This is a genomic window from Pseudoblastomonas marina, assembly GCF_034374265.1.
GTDB lineage: Bacteria > Pseudomonadota > Alphaproteobacteria > Sphingomonadales > Sphingomonadaceae > Alteriqipengyuania_A > Alteriqipengyuania_A marina.
The window spans coordinates 2,293,902-2,316,572 of the sequence record NZ_CP139718.1 but is presented as its reverse complement, the minus strand read 5'-3'; the positions used below and the strand labels follow the sequence as shown (position 1 = coordinate 2,316,572).

Sequence of the window (22,671 nt, the reverse complement as noted above, 5' to 3'; positions counted from 1 at the left end):
TCTCGAGAATTGCGGGATTATTTCTGGTTGTCGCGCTTCTTCGCTTCGGTCGCGATCCAGGCATAGGTCTTTTCCATGCCCTCGCGCAGGGTCTGAGACGGCGCCCAGCCGAGCTTTTCCTTGATCAGGTTGTTGTCCGAATTGCGTCCGCGCACGCCGAGCGGACCCGGGATATTGTGCACCGAGACGTCCTTGTCGGCGATGTCGATCACCATTTCGGCGAGGCCGTTGATCGTGATCATCTCGTCCGAGCCGATATTGACCGGACCCGCGAAATCGGAGCGCAGGAGCTTGGTCGTGCCCTCGATGCATTCGTCGATATAGAGGAAGGAACGGGTCTGCTTGCCGTCGCCCCAGACCTCGATCGAGCCGCCGTCGTGCGCTTCGGCGACCTTGCGGCACATCGCGGCCGGGGCCTTTTCCTTGCCGCCCTGCCAGGTGCCGAGCGGGCCGAAGATGTTGTGATAGCGCGCGACCCGGCATTCCATCCCGTAATTGCGGTTGTAGGCGAGGTAGAGTCGTTCGGAGAACAGCTTTTCCCAGCCGTATTCGCTGTCGGGATTGGCGGGATAGGCCGAATCCTCGACGCAGTTCGGATTGTCGGGATCGAGCTGGTTGTGTTCGGGGTACATGCAGGCCGACGAGGAATAGAACACCCGCTTGATGTTCCGCTTGTGGCAGGCGTCGAGCACGTTGAGGTTGATCGTCGCCGAATTGTGCATGATGTCGGCGTCGTTTTCGCCGGTGAAGATGTAGCCGGCACCGCCCATGTCGGCGGCGAGCTGGTAGACCTCGTCGAAACGTTGGTCGACCACCTCGCGCACGAAGCGCTGGTCGCGCAGGTCGCCGATGGCGAAATCGTCGGCCTCGGTTTCGGCGTGTTCGTGGAACTTGAGGTCGACCCCGCGCACCCAGAAGCCTTCGCTCTTCAGGCGCTTGACGAGATGGCCGCCGATGAATCCCCCGGCACCGCAAACAAGGGCGGTCTTCTGCATGGCTAATGTCCTCATTCTCTTGCTCGCATAGACCCCACGCGACGGCGTCATCCAATCGCTCGTGAAGTTCAGGGCCTTGCGGGAAATACGGTTAAAAAAACTCTCGCAAGCCGCTTAGCAATGTCGATCCGATAATCAACCTGCGAGGCGGTATCGGGCTAAAGCTTCAGGTCTTCCATTTCGATCCCCTCGCGCACGACCCGCGCGGGATTGCCGGCCATGATCGTGTTCGATGGAACGTCCTTCGTGATCACCGCGCCCGAACCGATCACGCACTGGTCGCCGATCCGCACCCCCCCCATGATCACCGCGCCGATCCCGATCACGCACCATTCGCCGATATGGGTGTGCACCTTCTCGCCGTCGTAGCGGCCTAGGCTCTTCTTGGGGACCAGCTTGTGGCTGAGGATAGTCACGCGCGAGGTCAGGATGGTGTGCGCGCCGACATGGATGCCCTGCGGGAAATAGCGATCGAGATTGAGCCCGCGTTCGATTTCGCAGGTCGGGTGGATGTCGTATCCGGCGAGCTTGTAGCGGTACCAGCGCAGTCGCTGGACCGCCTTGGCGATGCTCTGCCGCAGGCCTTTGGTTTCTTCGCTCACGCTCACGCTCCCTGCGGTTCGACCAGTTGGCGCAACCAGTTGTCGATCGAGAACTGGCTGGTGTCGAGGATCGATTCGATCGGCCGCGCGAGGAATTCCGGGACACCCGAGAAATCGTGCCCGTCGACCACGTGGAACCGGTCCTCGCGGTAGAAGGGTTCGTCGAGGATCCGGCGGTTCTCGGTCACGATCTTGCGTTCGGCGCACATGTTTTCGATCACCCGCATCGTATAGCCCGACTGCCGGTGATTGGCGAAATCGAAGGTCCCGCGCGAACGCTCGAGCAGGTCGATGACACTGTCGAATCCGATCCCCTTGCCCGTCAGCCCCGGAATCGGCTTGCGCTTGCGCAGCAAGGTCGCGCGCATCACCGGGCTGCAGACCAGGTGGAAATGGGTGGCGAGACCGTGCTGTTCGGCGAAGGCGTGGAGCCGCGCGAGCGCGTCGAAGCGATGCAGCGTACCGATCGCCCCGACGAAATAGAGATCGAAATCCTTCGGCCGATCGCGGTCGATCTCGAAGAAGGTCGGGATCGCGAACAGCGGCAGGTAGGCGATCCCCAGCGCCTCGGCGTCTTCCGGGTCGAAGGTCGCGGCGTGATCGAAGAAAGGGAGCCACGGGGTGAAATCGTGGGTGGTCAGCGAATCCCAATTGTAGAGCACGAAGCGCGCGGAGGGGTGCAGTTCGCGCAGGCGCTGGACGGTTTCGGGCGCCATCTGGTGGACCTGGATGAACAGGACGACGTCGTAATCCTTGCCCGCGCTCTGCTCGACGATGCGGCGGTGATAGGCGTCGAGCTGCTTGCGATAGATCCCGCCGGCGAGTTTCTTCGCCGTCTTGGCGGCGAAGCTGCGATCCTCGAGCGGGTGGAAATCCACCGTATGGCCCAGTCGCTCGCCCGCCGCACGGATCTCGCGCGGATAGGAATGGAAATCGATGCCGATGAACAGGATGCGAGCCATGCGGGGATCAGGCGGCCTGCATCTTGCGCGAACGCGGTGCGTCACGCCGTTCGCCGAAGGAGGCGCTCCGCCTTGGGTTGAGCAGCAGCCCGCTGAAGACCAGCATGAGGAAGAAAGGTGAGAGAAACAGTGCCTCGGCCGAGAGCGACAGGAAGATCAGCGCGGCGAACAGCCATCGAGGTCGGAACAGCCTTTGCCTGTAGGCGCCCCAGAAGAAGATCAGACTGATCGGGATGCCGACGCTGTACAGCAGGGTGACGATGCCGTTCGAATTGGCGCGATCGGTAATGTTGTCGACCGAAAGCTCGGCTTCGCGATACCCGACCCGATTGGCGACGTCGAAATACCTATCGTAATCGAACCCGATCCCGGTCAGCGGTTTTTCCATCACCACGCTCAAGCCGGTCCGCAGGTCGAATTCGCGTGCCTCGGCCGAGCCGCTGAACTCGCCGTAGAACTTTTCCCCGACATTGTAGGTCGTGTAGGCGGCCAGCGGCAGCAGCAGGACCGGGCCGATCAGGAACAGGCCGAACTGCTGGGCACCGCGGCTTTCCTTCAGCCAGCGCAGATAGACCACCCCATACTGGAGGATCAGGATCACCGCGCCGGTGGTCGACTGGGTCGCGATGACGGCCAGCGTTGCGAGCCCGATATCGAAGGCCGAGAAACGCCGCAGGAACAGGCAGATGAACAGGAAGATATTGAGGTAGATCTGGAACACGCCGGGCTCGAAGAAGAAGCCGTCGGGTCGTTTGAAGAAGGTCGCATTGGCGACGAATTCATGGAAGGTGAAGACGTAAAGAAAGGTCTCGTAAATCGCGTCCTGGACCCGGAACGAGACGAAGAACTGCGGGATGGCGAGGTAGACGATCGGGGTCAGGACGGCCTGGTAGGCCATCAGCTTGAGCAGCGGATAAAGGTCCGCCGAGAGGGTGCCGGGCTTGCGATCGACATAAAGCAGGAGCAGCGCCGCGCCGGCGAGGAAGTTCGCCAGTCGCGTCGCGAGAGCGACCAGCTGGAAGGATTCGCCGCCGATCAGCGCGACCGCCACGGTCGCGGCGAGAAGCATCCAGATGCCGACCCATTCGACCTTGAGGATCTGCAACGGGTTGCGCAGCGCGAAACAGATAAGCACCACGATGGCGAGCAGCGGCAGCCGCGGGATCGAAAGGAGCCCGCCGGAGATGAGAATCCCGGCGAACAGCGCGATCTGACGCAGCCGCTGGCGCACCAGCGCATTGCGCAGCAGGCCCCTTCTTGCCGTGTCGATCCTCGTGTCCATTTCAGGCAAACTCCCCGTCCGGACCGGTGCGATACCAGCCCTCGCGGCGCTCGCAATAGCGTTTGACGATCCGCGCCGGCGCGCCGGCCGCAATGCAGCGGTCGGGAATGTCGCTGGTGACGACGCTGTTGGCCGCGATTACGCAATGACTTCCGATCGAGGCCCCCGAAATGCAGACATTCTCGCCGATCCAGGTTCCGTCGCCGATCCGGACTTCGGCCAGTTGGGTCAGGCCTTGGTCGCGGATCGGGATCGAGGGATCTTCGAATGTGTGGCGATTGTCGGACACGAACAGGCGGTCGGCGGTCAGCACGCCAGCCCCGAATTCGACCCGCCTGGTGACCACGATATGCGCATGGTTGCCGATCATCGTCCGCGCCCCGACCTTGAGCAGCGGGGCGTGGTCGAACTCTTTCAGCACGGCGAGATAGGCACCGTACTGGAGCACCGAATCGTCGGCGAATTCGCAATAACGCGCGCCGTAGATCCGTAGCGGCCGCACGATCCGCACGCGCTTGCCCATCTGCCCGAAGAACGGCGCGAGCAGGCGATAGAACAGGATCGAAAGGTAATCGCGAATGCGGAAGTGGAGCATGGCCGGCCCGTGTCTGGATGCGCACCGCGCCTACACCGTGGCCGCGAGGGCGGCAAGGAGCCTGCGCCTAACTCCTTACCAGCGGGCGGAATTCGCGATGCCGCGCCGACAGATTCCACCACCCGTAACCGATCACCAGCGCCATCAGGAGGTAGACCCCGTCGCGCAGCAGGATGACATGGTCGAGCCCCAGCGTGTAACCGGTTGCGAGCGCGATCCCGAAGCCGAGCGCCGTGGCGAGTGTCCCGAGGCCATAGGCCACGACGTACCAAGTGTAGTCGATCACCACGTTGAACACGATCGCGAACGGCCCTGAAAGCGCGAACACGATCAACCCCGGGGCCAACAAGTAGACCCAGCGCAGGTCGGGGATGTAGCTGGGCAGGAACCACGCGAGGATCGGCTCGGCCAGCAGCGCGAGGCCGATGATAGTGGCGAACCCGTAGCCGAGATTGAACAGCAGCAGATTGCGCATCTCGCGGCGGACTTCGGGGATGTTTCCGGCCTTGCGGGCGCGCACTATCCCCGGGAGGAAGACCTGCTCGAGCAGGTTGGGGGTCATCTGGAACAGGGTCAGGAACAGGAAGGCGAGATAGAGCCGGCCAAGCTGCTCGAGGCCGAGCTCGCCGCCGACATACCAGCGCTCCATCTGGTTGATCAGTTGTACCGATAGCCCGGTCAGGAAAAGGATGAAGCCGGCCCGGAAGACGAGGCGGGCCAGCCGTCGGTTGTATTTGAGCTTGGTCGGCCACAGCACCGCGCGCGCCGCCAGCGCGGCGCCGACGAAGAGGACCGGCTGGATCACAATCGAGATGATCGCCATCAGCGGCGGATCGATGCCGAGGAATGGCAGCACGGATAGCGAAGCGGCGATCGAAATCGCGTTGACGATGTTGATCGCCTTGAGCCGGCCCGCGGCCACCATCTCGTTGATCATCCACGCGCGCAGCAGCGTGCAGATGCCGCCGATTGCCGTCAGCAGCGCGGCGGCGCGGAACAGCGCCGTATCGACCTGCGTGAGCGCGACCAGAGCGGCCAGCGCGATGGCCAGCGCGATCGCCGCGAACAGCGCCCAAGCGAGATTGACGATCCGCTGGCGATAGGCGGGGCCGGCATGGCACAACAGGCGATAGCCGCCATTGAGCAGGCCGAAATGGAGCATGCCGGTGAACAGGATCACCGATTGCACCAGCGCGATCAGGCCGAGCGCCTCGTAGTCGAGCGCGGTCATGAACACCACGCCGCGCAGCAGCACGAACAGGTTCACCGCCAGACCGATGGCTACGAAGGCGGTGCGGGTGTTCATCATGTCCGGGTAGGGCGGTCGACCGGCGGTGCCGTTAGGCTTCGAGGATTGCGTCGATATATTCGCAGGGGAGGTCGGGCCGGACCTTGCGAGCCTCTTCCGCCGCCTGCCGTCGCGCCGATTTGAGCGGTTCCTGCATCGGTTCGTAGGGCGTCGCGGTGTTGAATGTCACGAACACCGCGGTGCGCCCGTTCCTGCAGCGACTGCCGTAATGGTAGCAGGCCGAAGGATCGACCAAGACGCCTTCGCCGGCCTTGCCGAAGAAGCGCTGGAAGTCGCTGCCACCGATCTCGCCGGCAATGTCGTCGTCCGACAACCGGCGGATGATCGGGCGCCTGGCCACGGACTTGCTGCGCTGGCGATCGATATATACGAAGGGCCCGTCCGCGTCGTCCTCCACGTCGTTGACGTACATCACGAGGTGGAGCGACTTGTTGTCGCCGTAATCCTTGTGCCACATCTGGCTCGCGCGCAACTTGCCCTCGGTGGGGAAGGAATGCAGCACCTGGATGCTGTCGAACAGGAAGTGCCCGTCGAAATAGGCGTCGGCTGCCCCAAGGACCTCCTCGGAGAAGGCCAGGCGGAAAACAGGATCGTCGGCGGTAAAATCTTCAGCGCGCATGACGTTTTCGAACGGGTGGCCTGCGGTGCGCGGCACGACCTGTGCGGCGCGGGGCATATATTTCTCGCGTATTTCGTCCAGCAGGGGCGGCGCGATCGGCGTCGCGGGCGCGATCCCATCGTTCTCGATCCGCGCGAGCTTATCTCGATCGAAGCGAGTCTCGGCCCGCGGCGGCCTGGCGGGGCGCGCAAGGGTCTTCTTCAACTTGCCGAGCATGCGCACAGGCACCAGCCGCCAACGCAGGAAACCGTAGGTATCTTTCAGGATCGCGGTCGCCATAATCCACTCTTTCCGTGGCCCGATATCGGGTCCGCGTGAGCGCTTACAACCTTTCGGCCTTGACGACAAAGACCTTCGCCATCAGCGCTCCGTCGGATTTGCGCGAGAGCGAGGCCGTGGTCGCCAGCCTGCCGCCCTCGATCCGATGCGAATGGAGCCGGTAGACGATCGTGTCGGTGATGTCGCAATTGGCGTAGTACATGATGTCGCGCGCCAGTGTGCTCCAGCGCAGCTCCCAGCGGGTGTCGCCGCTGGCGGCGTGGGCATTGAAATGCTGTGCTTCGCAAGTATCGGCGATGATCGGATAGGCCGCGAAATAGAGCAGGCCGACGCCGTTGAGGTCGTGATAAGGGTTGAGCTCGTATTCGAACTCGGTCTCGATCGCATCGGTCAGCTGGAGCGTCATGCCCCCCAATCCGAGCGTATCCTGCGTGCCTTTCTTGATCCGGCGATATTCCTCGACGAACTGGGGCGGTTGGGCGAGATCGGTGATCGAATTCTCGGCGACCTGCGGCTGGCTCTTGACGAGGTTGGTGTTCCCTTCGCCGCCGCGACGCGAGAAGCTGGTGATCATCTGCGAGACGATGCGCTTGTTCTGCGCGGCGAGCGATTCGAGTTCGAAACGGCTGATATACATCCCACCGCCAAACCGGGAGATTTCGCCCGACAGGCGGACATCCTCGGCTTCCTCGAAGCTCGATAGCGGCTGCGTGGCGTCATGGCGCACCCGGGCGAAGGTCGCGTAGAGGCGATTGCCCATCTCGTCGGCCAGCGCCGCGGATCGCTGGCCGAGGCCGGCGCACAGCAGTTCCCAGTGCGATGCCCCGATTTCCTTGAACAGCCAGCTTTCCGACAGGCTTTCGATCGCCATTTGCGGCATGTTCAACTCGAACCGACGGACATAGCCGTCTTCGGTGTCCTGGTTGATGCCGTCTAGGGTGGGGCCGCCTCCATCGCGGCTTTCGCAATAGGAAACGATCTGCGCGAGCGACCTGAATTCAGTCCATTGCGTATCCGAGATCTCTTCGCCGAGTTCCCGTTCGAGCCCGACGCGCAGGTTCATCAGGTCGAAGCTGTCGACACCCAGTTCCTCGAACGGGCGTGACAGGTCCTGGCCGACGAGATCCGGCTGGGCCTGCTCGATCAATTTGCGAAAACGGCTCAAGAATGGCCTCCCTTTTTCGGTGGGGCAGGCAGGTGCGCCACCCAGTCCTCGGACACGTCATTCGAGACCCGTCGCGCCGGATTGCCGAGGTAGACGCCCGGTTCGGTGATCGACTTGTTGACCAGCGAATCCGGCCCGACCACCACGTTGTCGCAGATCGTCAGGGGGCCGATCAATGTTGCGCCGGAAGACAGCACGACATTGTCACCGAATTCAAACACTCTGCGTTCGGCATGCTTGCGCAGATATTCGGGATCGCCAGGGCGGCCAGTCACCAGCTTGACCCCGGCCATGATGACCACGCGGCCTGGCGAATACACCCCGTTGCCGCCGATCAGCACGCCCGTGGGGTGCGCGATCGAGAGCGCGAACACGTCTACGGAGCTCGAATCCACGTCGATCGCATAGGACGAGTAGAGCGATCGATCGATCAGCGCCGATACGCCCCAGCCGACCAGCGGCACGCGATAGGCGAAGAAGCGAGACAAATTGATCCGGAACCGGACGTTGCGCTCGATATACCAGAGATCCCCGAGGAGGGTGCGCAGGCGACGGAACATGCTCATGTGCTCGGTCCTTTCGCTAGTCCCGCCCCGTCCATGATGGCATGCTTCACCCGGGCGATGTTCCGCTCCGAGTAGAGCTCGGGATAGGGGAACGGGTTGCCGCGGTAGGAGGCTTCGGTCATCGCCGCGACGAAATGCTCGGCGGTGGCCGGATCGACGCGCGGCAGTTTGGCCACCGGCGTGCGCATCGCCTCGCGCAGTTCCTTCCAGCTCGCCACGCGCTTGATGCCAGGCAGGTCGTCGTAGAAGATCTCGCCCATCACGCACACGCTCTTGCCGAGGTTCGCGGCCTCCCATCCGACCGTGCTGGTCATCGTGACGACGCGTTCGCAGCGCTTGAGCACGGCGCGCCCCGGCACTTCGGCGGGCAGATAGCGCAGAGCCGAATAATTGTCGCGCAGGGTGCGGAACTTGGGCCGCAGCAGCGCGCCCTTGTCGACCGGGTGTTCCTTCACCACCAGCACCTGGTGCGGGCCGAGGCACTTGAGTATGTTCTCGATCGAGGCCGCCTGGTTGGCCATGAATTCGCTCATGTAATTGAGCGTTGCCTCGGGCTCCTGGTGGAGCGGGTAGAAGACGATTTCCTTGTCCTCACCGATTTCCTCGAGCCGGTCGTAGGGTCGCATGAAGCTCGCGAAGAAGGTCTGGATCCGCTTCGAATATTCCTCGAGGTAGGATTCGTAGCGGAACGCGCCCGTGCGGCTGCGGCGGTCGCGCCACCACCACTGGATGGTCTTGAGGACGCCCGCCGCGAGCGGCCGGAGATCGCGCCGCCCGGCGAGGTTCTTGACGTAGAACGGCTTGTAGTCCTGCTGCCGCAATTCCTCGAAATAGGCGGCTGCTTCTGCCTTCGCCTCGGCACCGGGTTCGGGCAGGTCGAAGGTGCGGCCCGAGATCGTCATCGGGTCGGGCAGCCAGTAGAAGAAATCCTCGACCACGCAGTTCATGCCCGCGAGATAGGGGATGTCCCGCGCACGGCTTTCGATCAGCAGGACCTCGGAAATCTCGATCGCGACGAGCTCGTTGAGCACCGCGACGGGCTCGAAGCGGTCGAGCAGGCCGCGCCAGAAGGCGATCTCCTTGCCGAGGATCTCGATCCGCTTGTCGTGGTCGTAACGCCCGAGAAAGCGCTCGGCCATGAAGGAGGTGTAGAGATAGTGCTCGGGCACCTCGGCAGGCGTGATGGCATCGAAATCGGCTTCGAAACAGGCTGCCACCTCGGCCCCCTTCGCGCGCACCTGCGCTGCTTCCTCGCGCGTCAGCGTCACGTAGACAGCCTCGTAGGCGTCGTCACGCAGCTCGGGGAAGAAATCGGCCTGGTAGCCGCGCGCGAACATCAGGATGCGCGGTTTGGTCGATGCTGCGTCAGGCATAGAACTGTCCGGTCCGGCCGAGAATGGTCATGGCGGGGTCGATATCGGCGAGCGCCACGGGCGCGCCACCATCGAGGTGCGACTGGACGAAGGCGAAGAGCACTTCCTGCCCGCGGACTATGTCGCGCTTGAGCGCGGTATTGGCGGCGCGTGCCGCCGCGTCACCCTCGAGACAGGCCGTGAGCTGGAGCATCGGCGCGAGCGCACCCTGTGCAGCGTTTCCGGCGTCGAACTCGACCTGCTGGGTTGCGGGATAGGGGTTGGCGTCGTCGGCGGCGGCGAAGGCCAGCGAATGCCCGTCATTCATCACCGCAAAGCGCGCTCGCTCGCAGGACAGGTGGAAATCGATCCCGTGCGCGCGGCTGATATGGCCGGCGAAACCGTCCTCGAACCACACGCTGGCAGCAAGGATGGCGGGATCGTTGACGATGGTGTCGCCGTCGCGCTCGACCTCGCCCAAGCGGGCCTGCACCGACTGCACTTTGCGACCGGCGGCGGCGAGCAGGATCAGGTCCACCGAGTGCGGATGGGTCCAGAAGAGCGCCCCCGGACCCATGTCGACCCGCGCCTCCAGCAATTGGCCGTAATCGCCCGAGGACGCCCGCGTGACCGCCTCGTGATAGATCGCGAAATGCCGCCGCACCGCGCCCAGCGTCACGAACACGTCGTCGCGGGCGAAAATCTCTTCGAGCCGACGCAGTTCGGCCACCGAGTTGCAGATCGGCTTTTCGATATGGAAGGCGCGCACGCCTGCCTCGAAGCAATCGGAGATGATGTCCGCGCGCCCGGTGGTGCGGGTGGCGATGCCGACGAGCGCCGGGGCGCCGTCGGCCAGCATCGCCTCGTGATCGGTATAGGTTCGCGCGACGCCATAACGTTCCGCCGCGCGGGCGAGGCCTTCCTCGCTGGGATCGCACAAAGCGACGAGGTCGAGCCCGTCGGCGGCCTCGATCGCCTCGGCATGGGCGAGCGGGAACCAGCATTCGGGTGCGAATTTCCGCACGCCTTCACTGGTGAAGGCGCCCATGCGCCCGCATCCGATCACCGCCGCGTCCATCGCTCAGTTCCAGTCCAGCAGGTAGGTGACGGCGTCGTCCTTGCGCGCGTCGAGATCGGCATAGGCCAGCGCGATGTCCTCGCCGCGATAGCGACCCGACAGGATCGGCGCCGGGTCGAGCCGCCGGTCCTCGATCAGGCGCGCGAGAAAGGCGATGTTGGCGCGCTCGTTGAAGCGGTTGAAGCCGCGGCTGTCGTCATGCTCGGGCGACCAGCCGACCGCTTCGATGCGCAGTTGCTTCATGTAGAAATACTGGCTGTCGAACGGATTGTTCTCGGGCGCCGGTTCGCCGCGGCCGGGAAAGCCGAGGCAGGCCACGGTGCCGTTCTGCCCCGCCGCGCGCAGCGCGATCTCCATGTCGCCCCAGCCATTGGTGGTGGTGATCACGGCATCGGCGGCGAGCGTGTCGAGCGCTGCATCGTCGCGCGCGAAAACCTGTTTCGCACCATATCCGCGCGCGAGCTTGGCCGGGGCGGCCTGTCCCGACAATGCGTAGACCTCGGCCCCTGCGAGTTGCGCCATCGCCACCGAGGCGAGGCCGAGCGCGCCGAGACCGATGACGAACACCTTCGAGCCCGCGCGCACATCGCTGCGCAGCACCGCGTTGTACCCGAGATGGAAGAGGTAGGCCGCGACCACCCGGTCCGCATCGGCGCTTTCGGGCAGGCGGTAGAGGATGTCGGCCTCGGCCAGCAGGTGGTGGCTGCGATGCGAGGCGAAGCTCAGCACCCGGTCGCCTTCGACCACGCTTTCGACGCCTTTGCCGCAAGCGGTCACGCGCGCGACATTGCAGTAGCCCTGCAGCCGCGGATAGACGACGCCCGGACGCAGCGGCGGCAGACCGCGCCATGCGGCCAGCTCGGTGCCCGGCGAGATCGCGCTGACCACCGTTTCGCACAGCACTTCGCCTGGGCCTGGCGCGGCGAGCCTCTCCTCGCGCAGCGCGAGCTCGCCCGGTCCGTCGAGCCAGACGACCTTGGCGTTCGCCCCGCTCACAGCGGGAAGCCCTTGCCGACGGTGATGTAGCCGTGCCCCTCGTCGCGATCGAGCGGCGCATGCGAGCGGAAGCCGAGTTGCTCCTCGATCGTTTCGATATCGCCTTCCGCTTCGGCCGGCGGGTCGCGGCGCACGAAGCGGTTGGGCTTGGTCTCTTGCCAGATTGCCGGATTGCGATGCTGGTCGAGGATAAAGCGCAGCCCGTTCGGCTCGACCCCGAGCCATTCCTCGAACATCGCGTCGAAGCGGACCGGCTGGTCCTCGTAATGCCGCACCAGCGCCAGCGCGTCATCGCGGGTCAGGCGCCCGTGGCGGATCTCGCGGCAGGCGTGGTCGGTGACCTTCGAATAACCGTGCTTCACCATCTTCAGGTGGTCGTGCAGGTCCATGTAATTGTAGCAGTCGACATGGTCGTAGGTGTCGAAGGTACGCGCGAAATCGGCGCCCTGATAGCCGTAGGTCTCGACCATCTGCTCGTGCTGCGCCTTGGGGTCCCAGCGCACGTAGTTGCCGAGATAGATTCCGCGCACGCCGACCGCATCGAGATCGGCATCGTCGGGATAGCGATACTGCCAGACGTCCTCTTCGCGCAGAGTGTCGAAGATCGAGAGGATATCGTCCGCCTCGTGCCCCATCAGGTCGTGGTCGCGGCGGTAGCGGCGGGTCATCTCGACCTCGTGCTCGTGGCTGAACATGCCGACCTGTTCGAGCCCCTGGTGCGCGCCCCAGATGATCAGCGGGACCTGGTATCGCACCGCGGTCTGCACCGGGAACACGGTTTGTCCGGCGAGGCACGGCCAGTACATCGAGCCGAACATCCTGAGCGTAGTGCGGGTTATGTTCTTGACCGAGACCGGGTTCACGTTCTGGACCAGGATGTCGCAATCGAGCTTGATCCGCAGATTGGCGAGGTTGCGGATGCCCAGCGGGGTGTTGAAATACTTGTTGTAGGTGACCAGCAGCGGGTTGAGCCCCAATCGCTCCTTCACCGTGTGGACGATGAAGTGGCTGTCGCCCGCGCCGCTGACAGGCACGATGCAATCGTAATTCGTGCCCGTCTTGCTGCGATAGGGGGCGACGATCTCTTTCAGCTGCTCGAACCGCGCATCGAAATCGAGCCGGTCCTTTTCCTCGTGGATCCGGCAGCCCGAGCAGATGCCCTCATTGTCGATGACGAGGCCGAGCGCGTGGCTGGTGGTGTAGAGGCAGCGCTTGCACGCGCGATGCTCGCGGTGCGGGCCGTGATTGGTGGAGGGCGGCGCGGTCATGCGTAGATCGTCCGGTGATAGGTGGCGGGGCGCACCGGCACGCCGACCAGCGCTTCCTTGTAGGCCTGCACAGCGTGTTCGCGATAGGACAGGAAATTGCCGATCGCGACCGCGTCGACCTGTTCGCGCTTGAGCAGGTCGGTCACGCAAGCGGCTTCGGAAATGCCGCCGAACGCAATCAGCGGGACATGGTCGGCGAGCCCGGCATCGAGCACGCGCGGATCGAAGGCGCCCGGATTACCCTCGTTGGCATGGTCGATGATCAGCGCTTCGGACACGACGCCGTCGTCGAGCATCGAACGCACCGCGTCCGACAGGGGCTCGTCCTTGCCGGTGCGATAATCGCGCCACTTCGCGCCGTCATCGGTGGCGGTCATCGGCAGTGCGGCGATCACCGCCTGCGCGCCGAGCTGGTAGCCGACCTTGGCGACCTCTTGCTCGTCGTCGCGCAGCATCGCGTCCAATGCGATCCGGTCGGCGCCCATGTTCACCGCGACCCGCGCATCGTCGGCGGTGCGCACGCCGCCGGCGTAGATCAGCGGGGTGGCGATCCCGAGCTTGGCGACGCGGTCGAGCAGCGCGAAATCGGGACCGACGTCGCCCCGGTCCGGACGCGAGCGATCGATGCATTGCAGCATGATCTCGTCGGCGCCCCAACGGTCGAGGTTCTGGACCAGCACTTCGGGGCGGCCCAAGGGAAGGTAGCGCCTATAGCCGAACGACTGGACGGCCCAGCCATCCTTCACCGTCACCACGCCGATCAGACGTTTCTTGATCATTTGCAGAGCCCCTCGACCAAGGCACTCAGCAGCGCGCGACCGGCCGCCTGGCTCTTTTCCGGGTGGAACTGCATGCCGACGAGGTTGCCGCGCCGCACACCGACCGGGAAGCTGCCCTCGGTCCGCGCTGCATAGACGCGGTATTCGTCCGGCGCGTCGAAGATGAAGCTGTGGTTGAAATACATCGCCATCCCGTCGCATTCGGCGAACAGCGGGTCGTCGCCGAGCTGCTCGATCGCGTTCCAGCCGATATGCCAGCCGCCGCCCGGGAACGGCACGACCTCGCCCGGGATCAGCCCGAGCCCTGCTGTCAGCCCGTGTTCGTGCGATTGCTCCGCGAGCAGCTGCATGCCGAGGCACAGGCCGACGAATGGCTTGCCCTTGTGCGCCTCACCCTGGAGGTATTCGACCAGGTCGTGCTCGTGCAGCTTTTCCATCGCGGTCGGGAAGGCGCCGACGCCGGGCAGGAACAGGATATCTGTCTCGTCGAGCTTCTTGGGATCGTCCGATACGCGGCAGCGATAGTCGAGCTTGTGCAGCGCGCGCCACACGCTCGCCTGGTTGCCCACGCCGTAATCGACGATGCCCACGGTCTTGCGACGGCTCATGCTGCGATGCCTCCGGCGCCCTTTGTGGCGCTTTCGATATAAGGGCGCAGGATGTCTCGCCACACTTTCAGGCCTTCGCCGTTCGGGTGGATCCCGTCCCAGCTCAGCGTCTCGCGCAAGCCGTCCGGGCCGGCCATGCGGGCGTTCAGATCGATATAGGTCGCTTCGTGTGCCCGCGCGATCCGTTCGAATTCGGGCAGCCAGCCGCGCATCCGGGCGCGCCGTTCGGGGGTGCAGACCTCGCCCTTGCCGCAGACCAGCGGCGACTGGAGGTAAAGCGTCGCACCGTCGCGGCCGAGGATTTCGAGCGCCCGATCGAGATCGCGGTAGATCTCTTCGTCGGTGGCGTCGGCAAACAGGTCGTTCACGCCGACCATCAGGAAAATGGACTTGGCCTTGGTTTCGAGCACGATCGGAGCGCGCGCGGCGATATCCGCCACCGTATCGCCACCCAGTCCGCGATTGAGGATGTCGGCCGCGGGAAACATCTCCGACCACTGGCCCATCGCCGTGATCGAATCTCCCAGCATCACGATGTCCCCGGTGGCACCCCATTGTTGCTGCACGCGCGCGAGCTCGAGCATGTCCGCATCGGCGAATTCCGCATTGGGACGCGCTTCGGGGGCGTCCGCGCTGCGCAGTCCATACCAGGCCGATGCGATCGCTGGGCGCGCCAGCACCCCGACGGCGAACGCCGCGAACAGCGCCACGAAAACGAGCGGCGAGGCGCGAAAGGTGCGGCTCACAGCCCCACCCCGACTTCGAACTTGCGGGTGATGCGCCCGTCGTCGTGGATCGTGAACAGGTCCCGGTTCACGCTCGCATGGACCTGGTCCCAGAACTGGTCCTTGCCGATCCCGATATAGTCGCAGAAGCTGGAAATATACTCGTCCGACCCGGCATCGTCGTATTTCTCGACCAGTTCGATCCCGCGTTCGCGGGTCATGTTGCCGTGGCGGATTTCCTCGTTGCAGTAATCGGTCACCCGCCCGAAGCCGAACTTGTAGTACTTGATCATCTGGTTGAACGTCACCCAGTCTTCGTCGAGCGAGGTGACGCCGCGCAAATCGCCGGTGTTTTCGACCGGATCGGTCCGGATCTCGAGCCCGTTTGCGGTCGAATACATGCCGTTGTTGGTCAGCGACCAATCGCCCAGGAACCAGCCGAGATAGACGACCTGCAGCGCGTGCTCGTCGAATTCCTCGGGAGTCGGATACTGGTAGGGAATCAGCTGCTTGAGATCGATTCCGGTCTCCAGCATCCAGTCCATAGCCGCGCCCGACAGCGTGTTCATGTAGCGCAGATTGTTGCCGTCGTAGCCGGTCTTGCCGAGCGTCTTGAGGTCGCCCAGCTGGAGACCCGGGTTCTCGCCCCATAGGATCAGCGGGATGTTGTAGCGGATGGCAAGCTGCGGGACCGAGCTGAACAGCGCGAGCTCGGTTGCGCGCGCCCAGTTGGTGAACTTGTCGAACGCGGCGCGCATCAGCTTCTGCCACACACCCGGCGCGGGCGAAGACAGCACGAGGTCGAAGCCCAGCTCGATCAGCGCGGAGACATTGCGCGTGCCGCGCTCGGTCACTTGTTCGGGCGGATAGGACAGGCAGACCAGCAACGGATTGAGACCCAGCTTGTCGCGCACCCACAGTGCCTGGCGGGTCGAATCCTTGCCCCCGGACACGCCGATGATGCAGTCCCAGTGCTGGCCCGGGCGGCGTGGATATTGCGCCAACAGGTCCTTCAGGATTTCGTACCGTTCCTGCCAGTCGACATTCGCCAGCCGCGCCCAGTAATCGCAGGCAGGGCAGATCCCCTCCGGCGTGAACACGGTGTTGGGCCGCGTATCGGGTTGCAGGCAGTTCGGGCAGTACTTCATGGGGTCTGCCCTTTGGCGAAAGCAGGGTCAAAATTCTAGGGTAAAGGCGATTTATTGTTCGCTTCGGTCAGAGCCTGCGAATGCCTTCGTGCGGAAGGACGCAGGGTGGGGCCCAAGGCGGCAGGCTGGAGATCGCGTCTCGTCCGGCCTCGAGCGCGATGACGAGCGCGACCGAATGGAGCCCGGCGACCCAGCGCGCGCCCGCCAGCGCGGCGGCCATGTCGGACGATCGATCGAGTGTGGCATTCGCGTGTTGCGCCAGCCAATCGTCGTACTTGCCCGCCGGATCGGAAGGGTGCGGGCGCAGGCGCAGCGGCACATGTTCGCCGATCCCGGCGGCGGCGCGATTGGCCATGAAATGGTCGAGGGCCTGGAATTCGCCCGGACGGTCGCGAACCCAGTCGCTGCGTGCGGGCTCGGCGACGAACAGCACGTCGCCATCGTCGGGCACCGGCCCGGCCGCAGCTGCTTGCTGCGCGAGGTAGAGATTGTCGTGCTGCGTGACCGGGATGTCGGAGAAGACCTCCTCGGCGATCGCGCGGGCATAGGCGTCGCCGACCCAGATCTGGTCGGGCAGCCGCGTTGCCCCACCCCGTTCGAAGCGGGGGCGATAATTCACCCAGTGATCGATCACCGCGACCGACCGGATCCCTCGCTCGGCCGCGTTCCGCCGCGCCTCATGCTCGATGTCGCTGGCCCAGCCGGTGCCCGAGAGCAGCGTGGCAGCGCCATCGAGCAGCGCGTCTCCCTGGACAAATGCTTCGGTGCCGAAGCGCTCGCTCCAGATCGCCCGGGCCGGCCCTTCGGCGTGCACGCGTTCCGGGGGGCTCGCCGCGGCTTCGGCCCACGCCGCGATCATATTCGCCGCGCCGGCATCGTGGATCGCCACAGCGAGCGGTCGGGGCAGGGCGTCGATCGGGCCCATATCAGTCGGCGAAGCGGGCGTAGAGCACGATGTCCTCCGGCGCGCCGTTGACGATCTCATGGCGTTTGCGGTTGGCTTCGAGGTGCATGCCCGAGCGCTCCATCAGCCGCACCATGCCCTTATTGGGGGCGAGGCAGCCTGCGGTAAGCTTGCGCACGCCACCTTCGCTCAACAGCCAGCCGGTCAGCAGGTCCCAGGCTTCCTGTCCGTAGCCGCCGCCCCAATAGTCGCGTTGTCCGATCATGATGCCGACGTCGCAGGTGCCGTGATGCGCATTGCGATAGGCGGTCATTGTTCCAACCGCGGCACCGTCCGCCGCGTCGCGCACGCTGACGAACAGATTGTCCGAACCCGCGAAACTCGCGAGATAGGCCTCGCAGCTCGCGCGGTCGTGCGTGCGGAAGCGCTGGTTGGAAAAGCGCGTCACTTCGGGGTCGTTGAGCCAGCCGATATAGGCCTCGCTGACGTCGTCGGCCCCGAAGGGACGGAGGACCACCTTTTGCCCGCGCAATTCCCGGAAGCGCGCGGTCATTTCAGCGCGTCGAGATTGTCCCACACCTTGCGGAACGCGCCAACGACGGCGGCAACATCCTCGCTCGGGAACTGGAACATGCACAGATTGATGCCGAGGAAGCTCGCATCGTGCAGCTCTTCGGCGACCGGGCAGGTGCCGGTGCCATAGGCGAAGTTACGCCCCTCGTCCTCGCGCAGGCTCCAGGGGAAGCTGCCTGTGCCGTAGGCGCATTGCTCGGTGAAAATCGGGAGCCGGTGGATCGTCTGGTAGCCGGGCATGAGGCCGGGCACGCCCTCGGCCTTGAGCGCATCGAAGATCGCCTTGCGCTGAACCCCCAGCGCCTCGGTGTCGAGCACCATGCCGTAAACGTAGTAGACGTGCGTCGCGCCATCCTTGACCTTCGGAGTCGATAGCCCCTTCAGGTCGCCAAGCCCCGCATTCAGCTCGTCGGCCACCCGCTGTCGGTCGGCGACGCGTTCCTCCAGCTTGTCGAGCTGGACCGAAGCGATCGCGGCCTCGATCTCACCCATGCGGAAATTGTAACCGATCATGTTGGCGAGCTGGTCGCGGTTTTCGGGTTTGATCACGCTCTCGGCATGGTTGCGAATCAGCGCCAGCCTCTCGGCCATTTCATCGTCGTCGGTCACGAGGATGCCGCCTTCGCCGCAATGGATGTGCTTGTGATAGTTGAGGCTGAAGCCGCCGATATCGTAGCCGGTGCCGGTGAAATCGCCTTCACGCTTTGCACCGGGCGCCTGCGCGGTATCGCCGAGCAGTTTCAGCCCGTGCTCGTCGGCGATCTTGCGCAGTTCGGCGACGTCGGCGGTCATGCCGAAGATGTCGACCGCAATGATTGCCTTGGTCCGCGGCGTGATCAGCGACCGGACGCTTTCGGGATCGATGTTGAAGGTCTCGCGATCGATATCGGCGAAGACGGGGATCGCGTTCCAGTGCAGGATCGCCATCGCGGTGGCCGACATCGTCCACGGCGTGGTGATGATCTCGTCGCCCGGCTCGACCCCGATCGCGCCCACTTCGGCGATCAGCCCGCTGGTCCAGCTGTTGACCCCGAGCGCGTGCTTGACCCCGAAATATTCTGCGGCCTTCTTCTCGAAGGCCTTCACGTTCTCACCGCCCATGAAGCCCGGCCCCGGCGCACCGATATAGGCCGAGAGCACGCCCGACCGCACGACGCTCACGGCGGCCTCTTCCTCGTCCCTGCCCATCGACTTGAACGCATCGAGCTCGCGGTCGATCGCGGGGCTGCCGCCGTTGATGGCGAGGGTATCGGTCATGGGTCGATGCGGTCCTTCTATGGGTGACTGGCGCTCTGTCGAATTGCTTCGCACAGCGCCTGCGCCGCTAGCGCATTGTGCCCCGTGCTGGCCAGCGGCTTTGCATGGTCGAGATGGTCGGCGATATTCGCGACGGCGAGCGCCATCGCCTCTTCGTAGCGCCCCGGCAAGCTCTCGCGCTCGCCCAGCGTGCGGTATCCGGCGAAGGTATCGTTGTCCTCGACGCGGCGGGTCTCGGTCCGGAAGCCGCCATCGCGCATCGCGATCTCGCCCTGCTCGCAGGTCAGCACGAGCTCGAACTGGGTGAACGCGCGCGCGTTGCCGGCGACGAGGTGGATGCCGATGCCATCGCCCGCGTCCAGCAGCGCCCCGACGGTGGGATCGGCATCCCAATGATCGAACACCGGCTGCCCCACCGAAATCAGCTTCATTTCGCCTACGAACATGCCGAGCAGGTCGACCATATGGCCGCCATTGTGCACCACGCCCTTGGTGTACCAGCCGGTCGCCGACAGCACGCGGCCCCATTGTCCGGCGCGCACCTCTTCGGCGAGCGCGACCAGATCGGGCGCCCAGCGGCGCGTGTAATTCACCGCCAGCGCTACGCCTGCCTGATCGCACCGCTCGACCAGCTTGCGCGCGGTCTCGAACTCGTCAGCGATGGGCTTCTCGCAGAAGATCAGCTTCGGTCGCAGCGCGAGCGCAGCCTCGAGATGCTTCGCATGGAACGCGGTCGGCGAGCAGATCGAGATGACGTCGAAAGCTCCCGCCTGCGCATCGATCCCCTCGATCGTCGGGGCACCCTGCGGCACGTTCCACCGCTCCGCGAATGCCTCGCGTGCGGCCTCTTCCGGATCGACGCAGGCGGCAAGTTCGAAGCGATCGTCCCGTGTGATCGCGCCGGCATGGCTCAGCGGCCAGTCGTCGGGCGAACGATCCTTGTCGTAGCCCCCGGCGATGGCTCCGCAGCCGATGATGAGGACGCGATACGCCATCGCACGATCAGGCGATCAGGTCCCAGCTCACCGGCGTGCCCTTTGTGAGCGCGCGGTTGACCCGCTTGCCCAGCAGCACGTCGTAATGCTTGGGCGCGAGGCCGTAGCCGGGGCGGACCGAGCGCAGGTTCGTCTCGGTGAATTGCTCACCCTCAACCATGTCCTCGGCGACGTAGAGCGAGCGGCGGAACTGGCGCGATCCGCTTTCGGCCTTGGTCCCGCCATAGGTGACCTGCCCCAGCGACTGCCATGCGCGCTCGGTCTCGTCGCGCAATTGCTGCAGTTCGTGCGGTTCGAGGCTGAAGGCGCTGTCGACCCCGCCATCGGCGCGCGCCAGCGTGAAGTGCTTCTCGATCAGCACCGCGCCCAACGCGGTCGCCGCAACCGAGACGCCGGTGCCCATCGTGTGGTCCGACAGGCCGACCTCGCAGCCGAAGGTGTCGCGCATGTTGGGGATCGTGCGAATGTTCGTGTTCTCGGGCGTCGCCGGATAGGTGCTGGTGCATTTGAGGATGCAGACCTGTTCGTTCCCCGCCTCGTGCGCCGCGCGCAGCGCTTCGCCGATTTCCACCACGCTCGCCATCCCGGTCGAGATGATCATCGGCTTGCCCGTTTCGGCGACCTTGCGGATCAGCGGCAGATCGATCGATTCGAAGCTGGCGATCTTGTAGGCCGGGACGTCGAGCTCCTCGAGAAAATCGACCGCACTCGCGTCGAAGGGCGAGGAAAAGCAGTCGATGCCGAGGCTCTTCGCGTGATCCATGATCGGCTTGTGCCAATCCCACGGCGTATGCGCCTCGTCGTAGAGTTCGTGCAGCCGCCGCCCGTTCCAGAGCGAGTTCTCGTCCTCGATCGTGAAGCCCGGGCCGTCGACATCGAGTGTGATCGTGTCGGCGGTGTAGGTCTGCAGCTTGATCGCATCGGCGCCGTGTTCGGCGGCCGAGGTCACGATCTCCAGCGCGCGGTCGAGCGAGTGGTTATGGTTCCCGCTCATCTCCGCGATCAGGTAGGGGCGCTCGGACAGGCCAATGGTGCGGCCGTTAATCTGCATTATGCTCAAACCTTTCGTTTCGCCCGTCCTTTAGCGAGCGCAATGGCCAAGGTGCAAGGCGACTAGCTCCGGCGCTTGACCCAGCGATCGGGCGCGACCTGTTCGTAACCACAGCGCGCGAACAAGGCCTGCGAAGGACGATTGCTCTCGAGCACGGTCGCATCGACGATCGCCGGATCGGCAGCGGCTTCGCCCGCCAGCAGCAGCGCCGGACCGAGCCCGACCCCGTGCAGCGCCGGATCGAGATAGAGTGAGACCTCGGCGCGGGTCTCGCTCGAAAAATCGAACCGGATCACGCCGACCGGGCGCCCGCCGATCTCGCCCACGAACAGCTTGCGCGCCGGATCGGCCAGCACGCGATCGAGCCAGTCGACATGACCGCGCCATTCGAGCGCGCCGCTTTCGAGCGACACTGCGCGGGTCGCCGGATCGTCGCGCCAGTCGAACGTCATCCGCGCATCGTCGGCAGTGGCCGGGCGCACAGACAGCGAGCCCGCGAGCATGGCGAGCGCCACCCGCGTCGCGCCGAGCCCGTCGACCAGCTTGCGCGACGTTTCGGCCAGCGCGCGGCGCCGCGCACTGTCGGGCAGTAGCGCGGCGAGCTCGGCGGTGATGCAGGCGCGCGTCGGCTCGGAGGCGAAAGCCACCGCGCCCTTTTCTGCCAGCGCCGGCGCGACGGTGTTCTGGTTGGGCGCGACCACCACCAGCAGCGTGGGCACGCCGATGCAGCAGCGCTCCCATGTCGCCCCGCCACCTGCGCCCACCTGCAAGTCGTGCCGCGCGAAGAAAGCGGCGAGGTCGGGCAGGTCGAGCGACAGCGTGGTGCCGGGTCGCGCGGCGATGCGTTCGCGCAAGGCCGCGAGGTTGGGGTTGGCGGAGGTCGCGACCACTTCGACCGGGCCGTCGAAACCGGCCTCGTCGAGGGCGTCGAGCACCACTGCCGCATGATGGCCCGCATCGATCCCGCCCATGAATATGCCGACGCTGCGGACGGTTTCGTTGAAGTCGTACCGCTCGGCCTCGGCGAAGGCTGGGCCCAGCAGGCCGAAGCGCGGACCGCCGAGGATCCTGGTGCGACCGACCAGCCAGTCTGCATATTTGGTGCGGTGATCGGGCGCGTAGGTGTGATCGATCAACAGGTCCGGCGCGGTCTTGCGGTCGGGCACGTCGTCGATCTGCGCGATCTTGCAGCCGAGGGCTTCGGCGACGCCCTCGTGCCAGCGCGCGTCGAAGGCGTAGGAATCGAGCACGACCCAGTCGGGCGCGTAATCGTGCAGGGCGTCGACGGTCTCGCCGACCTCCTGCTCGAGCGGGACTTCGGCCCAGGCGCTGTGCGGGATCGCAGGGTCGGGCTCGAACGGCGCGTTGGGAAAGGGCAGCTGGGCGGTATCGGCGAAGCCTTGCCCGGCGATCAGCGCGGCGCTGCCCACGCCGAGGTCGCGGGTGACGAAGCGGATCTCCGCGCCCAGATCCCGCAGTGCCTGTGCCAGCGATAGGCTGCGGCGGACATGGCCGGTGCCGATCTTCGCCGACGCGTCGACGCGGATGGCGATCTTCACCGCG

General features: G+C 65.0%; 23 protein-coding genes. All 23 read right to left on the bottom strand.

The window, feature by feature from the left end; all coding sequences use genetic code 11:
• Positions 1-17: 17 nt before the first annotated feature.
• The gene (locus T8S45_RS11495) at positions 18-995 is read right to left on the bottom strand and encodes an NAD-dependent epimerase/dehydratase family protein (protein ID WP_188642861.1); all 978 of its coding nucleotides are present in this window, start codon (positions 993-995) and stop codon (positions 18-20) included.
• Positions 996-1,153: 158 nt separating this feature from the next.
• Positions 1,154-1,597: an acyltransferase gene (locus T8S45_RS11490; protein WP_188642860.1), complete on the bottom strand. Its 444-nt coding sequence runs from the start codon at positions 1,595-1,597 to the stop codon at positions 1,154-1,156.
• A gap of 2 nt (positions 1,598-1,599) precedes the next feature.
• Positions 1,600-2,559 carry a WaaS/CpsH family glycosyltransferase gene (locus T8S45_RS11485; RefSeq protein ID WP_322293836.1) on the bottom strand — a complete coding sequence of 320 codons (960 nt, stop codon included), beginning with the start codon at positions 2,557-2,559 and terminating at the stop codon, positions 1,600-1,602.
• Positions 2,560-2,566: 7 nt separating this feature from the next.
• Complete coding sequence (locus T8S45_RS11480) at positions 2,567-3,841, bottom strand: O-antigen ligase family protein (protein ID WP_188642858.1); 1,275 nt, start codon at positions 3,839-3,841, stop codon at positions 2,567-2,569.
• A gap of 1 nt (position 3,842) precedes the next feature.
• Positions 3,843-4,436, bottom strand: a complete 594-nt coding sequence (locus tag T8S45_RS11475) for an acyltransferase (protein ID WP_322293835.1) — start codon at positions 4,434-4,436, stop codon at positions 3,843-3,845.
• A gap of 67 nt (positions 4,437-4,503) precedes the next feature.
• Positions 4,504-5,745: a lipopolysaccharide biosynthesis protein gene (locus T8S45_RS11470; protein WP_322293834.1), complete on the bottom strand. Its 1,242-nt coding sequence runs from the start codon at positions 5,743-5,745 to the stop codon at positions 4,504-4,506.
• Positions 5,746-5,776: 31 nt separating this feature from the next.
• Entirely contained in the window at positions 5,777-6,643 is an 867-nt protein-coding gene (locus T8S45_RS11465; protein ID WP_322293833.1) for a hypothetical protein, read from the bottom strand.
• A 43-nt stretch (positions 6,644-6,686) separates the two neighbouring features.
• Positions 6,687-7,808, bottom strand: a complete 1,122-nt coding sequence (locus tag T8S45_RS11460; RefSeq protein ID WP_322293832.1) for a Pnap_2097 family protein — start codon at positions 7,806-7,808, stop codon at positions 6,687-6,689.
• Entirely contained in the window at positions 7,805-8,374 is a 570-nt protein-coding gene (locus tag T8S45_RS11455) for an LbetaH domain-containing protein (protein ID WP_188642853.1), read from the bottom strand. The genes T8S45_RS11460 and T8S45_RS11455 overlap by 4 nt, the downstream gene beginning before the upstream one ends.
• A complete protein-coding gene (locus T8S45_RS11450; RefSeq protein WP_322293831.1) occupies positions 8,371-9,747 on the bottom strand; it encodes a capsular polysaccharide export protein, LipB/KpsS family in 1,377 nt (458 codons plus the stop codon). Before T8S45_RS11450 ends, T8S45_RS11455 begins: the two co-directional genes overlap by 4 nt.
• On the bottom strand, positions 9,740-10,804 hold the full coding sequence (locus tag T8S45_RS11445) for a Gfo/Idh/MocA family protein (protein WP_322293830.1): 1,065 nt from the start codon (positions 10,802-10,804) through the stop codon (positions 9,740-9,742). The genes T8S45_RS11450 and T8S45_RS11445 overlap by 8 nt, the downstream gene beginning before the upstream one ends.
• A 3-nt stretch (positions 10,805-10,807) precedes the next feature.
• Positions 10,808-11,800: a zinc-dependent alcohol dehydrogenase gene (locus tag T8S45_RS11440; RefSeq protein ID WP_322293829.1), complete on the bottom strand. Its 993-nt coding sequence runs from the start codon at positions 11,798-11,800 to the stop codon at positions 10,808-10,810.
• A complete protein-coding gene (locus tag T8S45_RS11435) occupies positions 11,797-13,068 on the bottom strand; it encodes an N-acetyl sugar amidotransferase (protein ID WP_322293828.1) in 1,272 nt (423 codons plus the stop codon). Before T8S45_RS11435 ends, T8S45_RS11440 begins: the two co-directional genes overlap by 4 nt.
• On the bottom strand, positions 13,065-13,847 hold the full coding sequence (locus T8S45_RS11430) for a HisA/HisF-related TIM barrel protein (protein ID WP_322293827.1): 783 nt from the start codon (positions 13,845-13,847) through the stop codon (positions 13,065-13,067). Before T8S45_RS11430 ends, T8S45_RS11435 begins: the two co-directional genes overlap by 4 nt.
• Entirely contained in the window at positions 13,844-14,455 is a 612-nt protein-coding gene (hisH, locus tag T8S45_RS11425; protein WP_188642847.1) for an imidazole glycerol phosphate synthase subunit HisH, read from the bottom strand. Before hisH ends, T8S45_RS11430 begins: the two co-directional genes overlap by 4 nt.
• A complete protein-coding gene (locus T8S45_RS11420; protein ID WP_322293826.1) occupies positions 14,452-15,201 on the bottom strand; it encodes a GDSL-type esterase/lipase family protein in 750 nt (249 codons plus the stop codon). Before T8S45_RS11420 ends, hisH begins: the two co-directional genes overlap by 4 nt.
• Complete coding sequence (locus T8S45_RS11415; RefSeq protein ID WP_188642845.1) at positions 15,198-16,328, bottom strand: N-acetyl sugar amidotransferase; 1,131 nt, start codon at positions 16,326-16,328, stop codon at positions 15,198-15,200. The genes T8S45_RS11420 and T8S45_RS11415 overlap by 4 nt, the downstream gene beginning before the upstream one ends.
• Positions 16,329-16,395: 67 nt before the next feature.
• Entirely contained in the window at positions 16,396-17,253 is an 858-nt protein-coding gene (locus tag T8S45_RS11410) for a hypothetical protein (RefSeq protein WP_322293825.1), read from the bottom strand.
• Position 17,254: 1 nt separating this feature from the next.
• Positions 17,255-17,785: a GNAT family N-acetyltransferase gene (locus tag T8S45_RS11405; protein WP_322293824.1), complete on the bottom strand. Its 531-nt coding sequence runs from the start codon at positions 17,783-17,785 to the stop codon at positions 17,255-17,257.
• Positions 17,782-19,062, bottom strand: a complete 1,281-nt coding sequence (locus tag T8S45_RS11400) for a DegT/DnrJ/EryC1/StrS family aminotransferase (protein ID WP_322293823.1) — start codon at positions 19,060-19,062, stop codon at positions 17,782-17,784. The genes T8S45_RS11405 and T8S45_RS11400 overlap by 4 nt, the downstream gene beginning before the upstream one ends.
• Before the next feature lie 17 nt (positions 19,063-19,079).
• Positions 19,080-20,057 carry a Gfo/Idh/MocA family protein gene (locus tag T8S45_RS11395; protein ID WP_322293822.1) on the bottom strand — a complete coding sequence of 326 codons (978 nt, stop codon included), beginning with the start codon at positions 20,055-20,057 and terminating at the stop codon, positions 19,080-19,082.
• Between the two features lie 7 nt (positions 20,058-20,064).
• On the bottom strand, positions 20,065-21,108 hold the full coding sequence (gene pseI, locus T8S45_RS11390) for a pseudaminic acid synthase (protein ID WP_322293821.1): 1,044 nt from the start codon (positions 21,106-21,108) through the stop codon (positions 20,065-20,067).
• A 62-nt stretch (positions 21,109-21,170) separates the two neighbouring features.
• Positions 21,171-22,667 (bottom strand): UDP-2,4-diacetamido-2,4,6-trideoxy-beta-L-altropyranose hydrolase, encoded by a 1,497-nt coding sequence (gene pseG, locus T8S45_RS11385; RefSeq protein ID WP_322293820.1) that lies wholly within the window; start codon positions 22,665-22,667, stop codon positions 21,171-21,173.
• Between the last annotated feature and the right edge of the window lie 4 nt (positions 22,668-22,671).

Excerpts from the sequence above, each read along its gene's own strand:
- T8S45_RS11495 (WP_188642861.1), bottom strand. The coding sequence starts at position 995 with ATGCAGAAGACCGCCCTTGTTTGCGGTGCCGGGGGATTCATCGGCGGC.
- T8S45_RS11485 (WP_322293836.1), bottom strand. The coding sequence starts at position 2,559 with ATGGCTCGCATCCTGTTCATCGGCATCGATTTCCATTCCTATCCGCGC.
- T8S45_RS11480 (WP_188642858.1), bottom strand. The coding sequence starts at position 3,841 with ATGGACACGAGGATCGACACGGCAAGAAGGGGCCTGCTGCGCAATGCG.
- T8S45_RS11475 (WP_322293835.1), bottom strand. The coding sequence starts at position 4,436 with ATGCTCCACTTCCGCATTCGCGATTACCTTTCGATCCTGTTCTATCGC.
- T8S45_RS11470 (WP_322293834.1), bottom strand. The coding sequence starts at position 5,745 with ATGATGAACACCCGCACCGCCTTCGTAGCCATCGGTCTGGCGGTGAAC.
- T8S45_RS11465 (WP_322293833.1), bottom strand. The coding sequence starts at position 6,643 with ATGGCGACCGCGATCCTGAAAGATACCTACGGTTTCCTGCGTTGGCGG.
- T8S45_RS11455 (WP_188642853.1), bottom strand. The coding sequence starts at position 8,374 with ATGAGCATGTTCCGTCGCCTGCGCACCCTCCTCGGGGATCTCTGGTAT.
- T8S45_RS11450 (WP_322293831.1), bottom strand. The coding sequence starts at position 9,747 with ATGCCTGACGCAGCATCGACCAAACCGCGCATCCTGATGTTCGCGCGC.
- T8S45_RS11445 (WP_322293830.1), bottom strand. The coding sequence starts at position 10,804 with ATGGACGCGGCGGTGATCGGATGCGGGCGCATGGGCGCCTTCACCAGT.
- T8S45_RS11435 (WP_322293828.1), bottom strand. The coding sequence starts at position 13,068 with ATGACCGCGCCGCCCTCCACCAATCACGGCCCGCACCGCGAGCATCGC.
- T8S45_RS11430 (WP_322293827.1), bottom strand. The coding sequence starts at position 13,847 with ATGATCAAGAAACGTCTGATCGGCGTGGTGACGGTGAAGGATGGCTGG.
- hisH (WP_188642847.1), bottom strand. The coding sequence starts at position 14,455 with ATGAGCCGTCGCAAGACCGTGGGCATCGTCGATTACGGCGTGGGCAAC.
- T8S45_RS11415 (WP_188642845.1), bottom strand. The coding sequence starts at position 16,328 with ATGAAGTACTGCCCGAACTGCCTGCAACCCGATACGCGGCCCAACACC.
- T8S45_RS11410 (WP_322293825.1), bottom strand. The coding sequence starts at position 17,253 with ATGGGCCCGATCGACGCCCTGCCCCGACCGCTCGCTGTGGCGATCCAC.
- T8S45_RS11405 (WP_322293824.1), bottom strand. The coding sequence starts at position 17,785 with ATGACCGCGCGCTTCCGGGAATTGCGCGGGCAAAAGGTGGTCCTCCGT.
- T8S45_RS11400 (WP_322293823.1), bottom strand. The coding sequence starts at position 19,062 with ATGACCGATACCCTCGCCATCAACGGCGGCAGCCCCGCGATCGACCGC.
- T8S45_RS11395 (WP_322293822.1), bottom strand. The coding sequence starts at position 20,057 with ATGGCGTATCGCGTCCTCATCATCGGCTGCGGAGCCATCGCCGGGGGC.
- pseI (WP_322293821.1), bottom strand. The coding sequence starts at position 21,108 with ATGCAGATTAACGGCCGCACCATTGGCCTGTCCGAGCGCCCCTACCTG.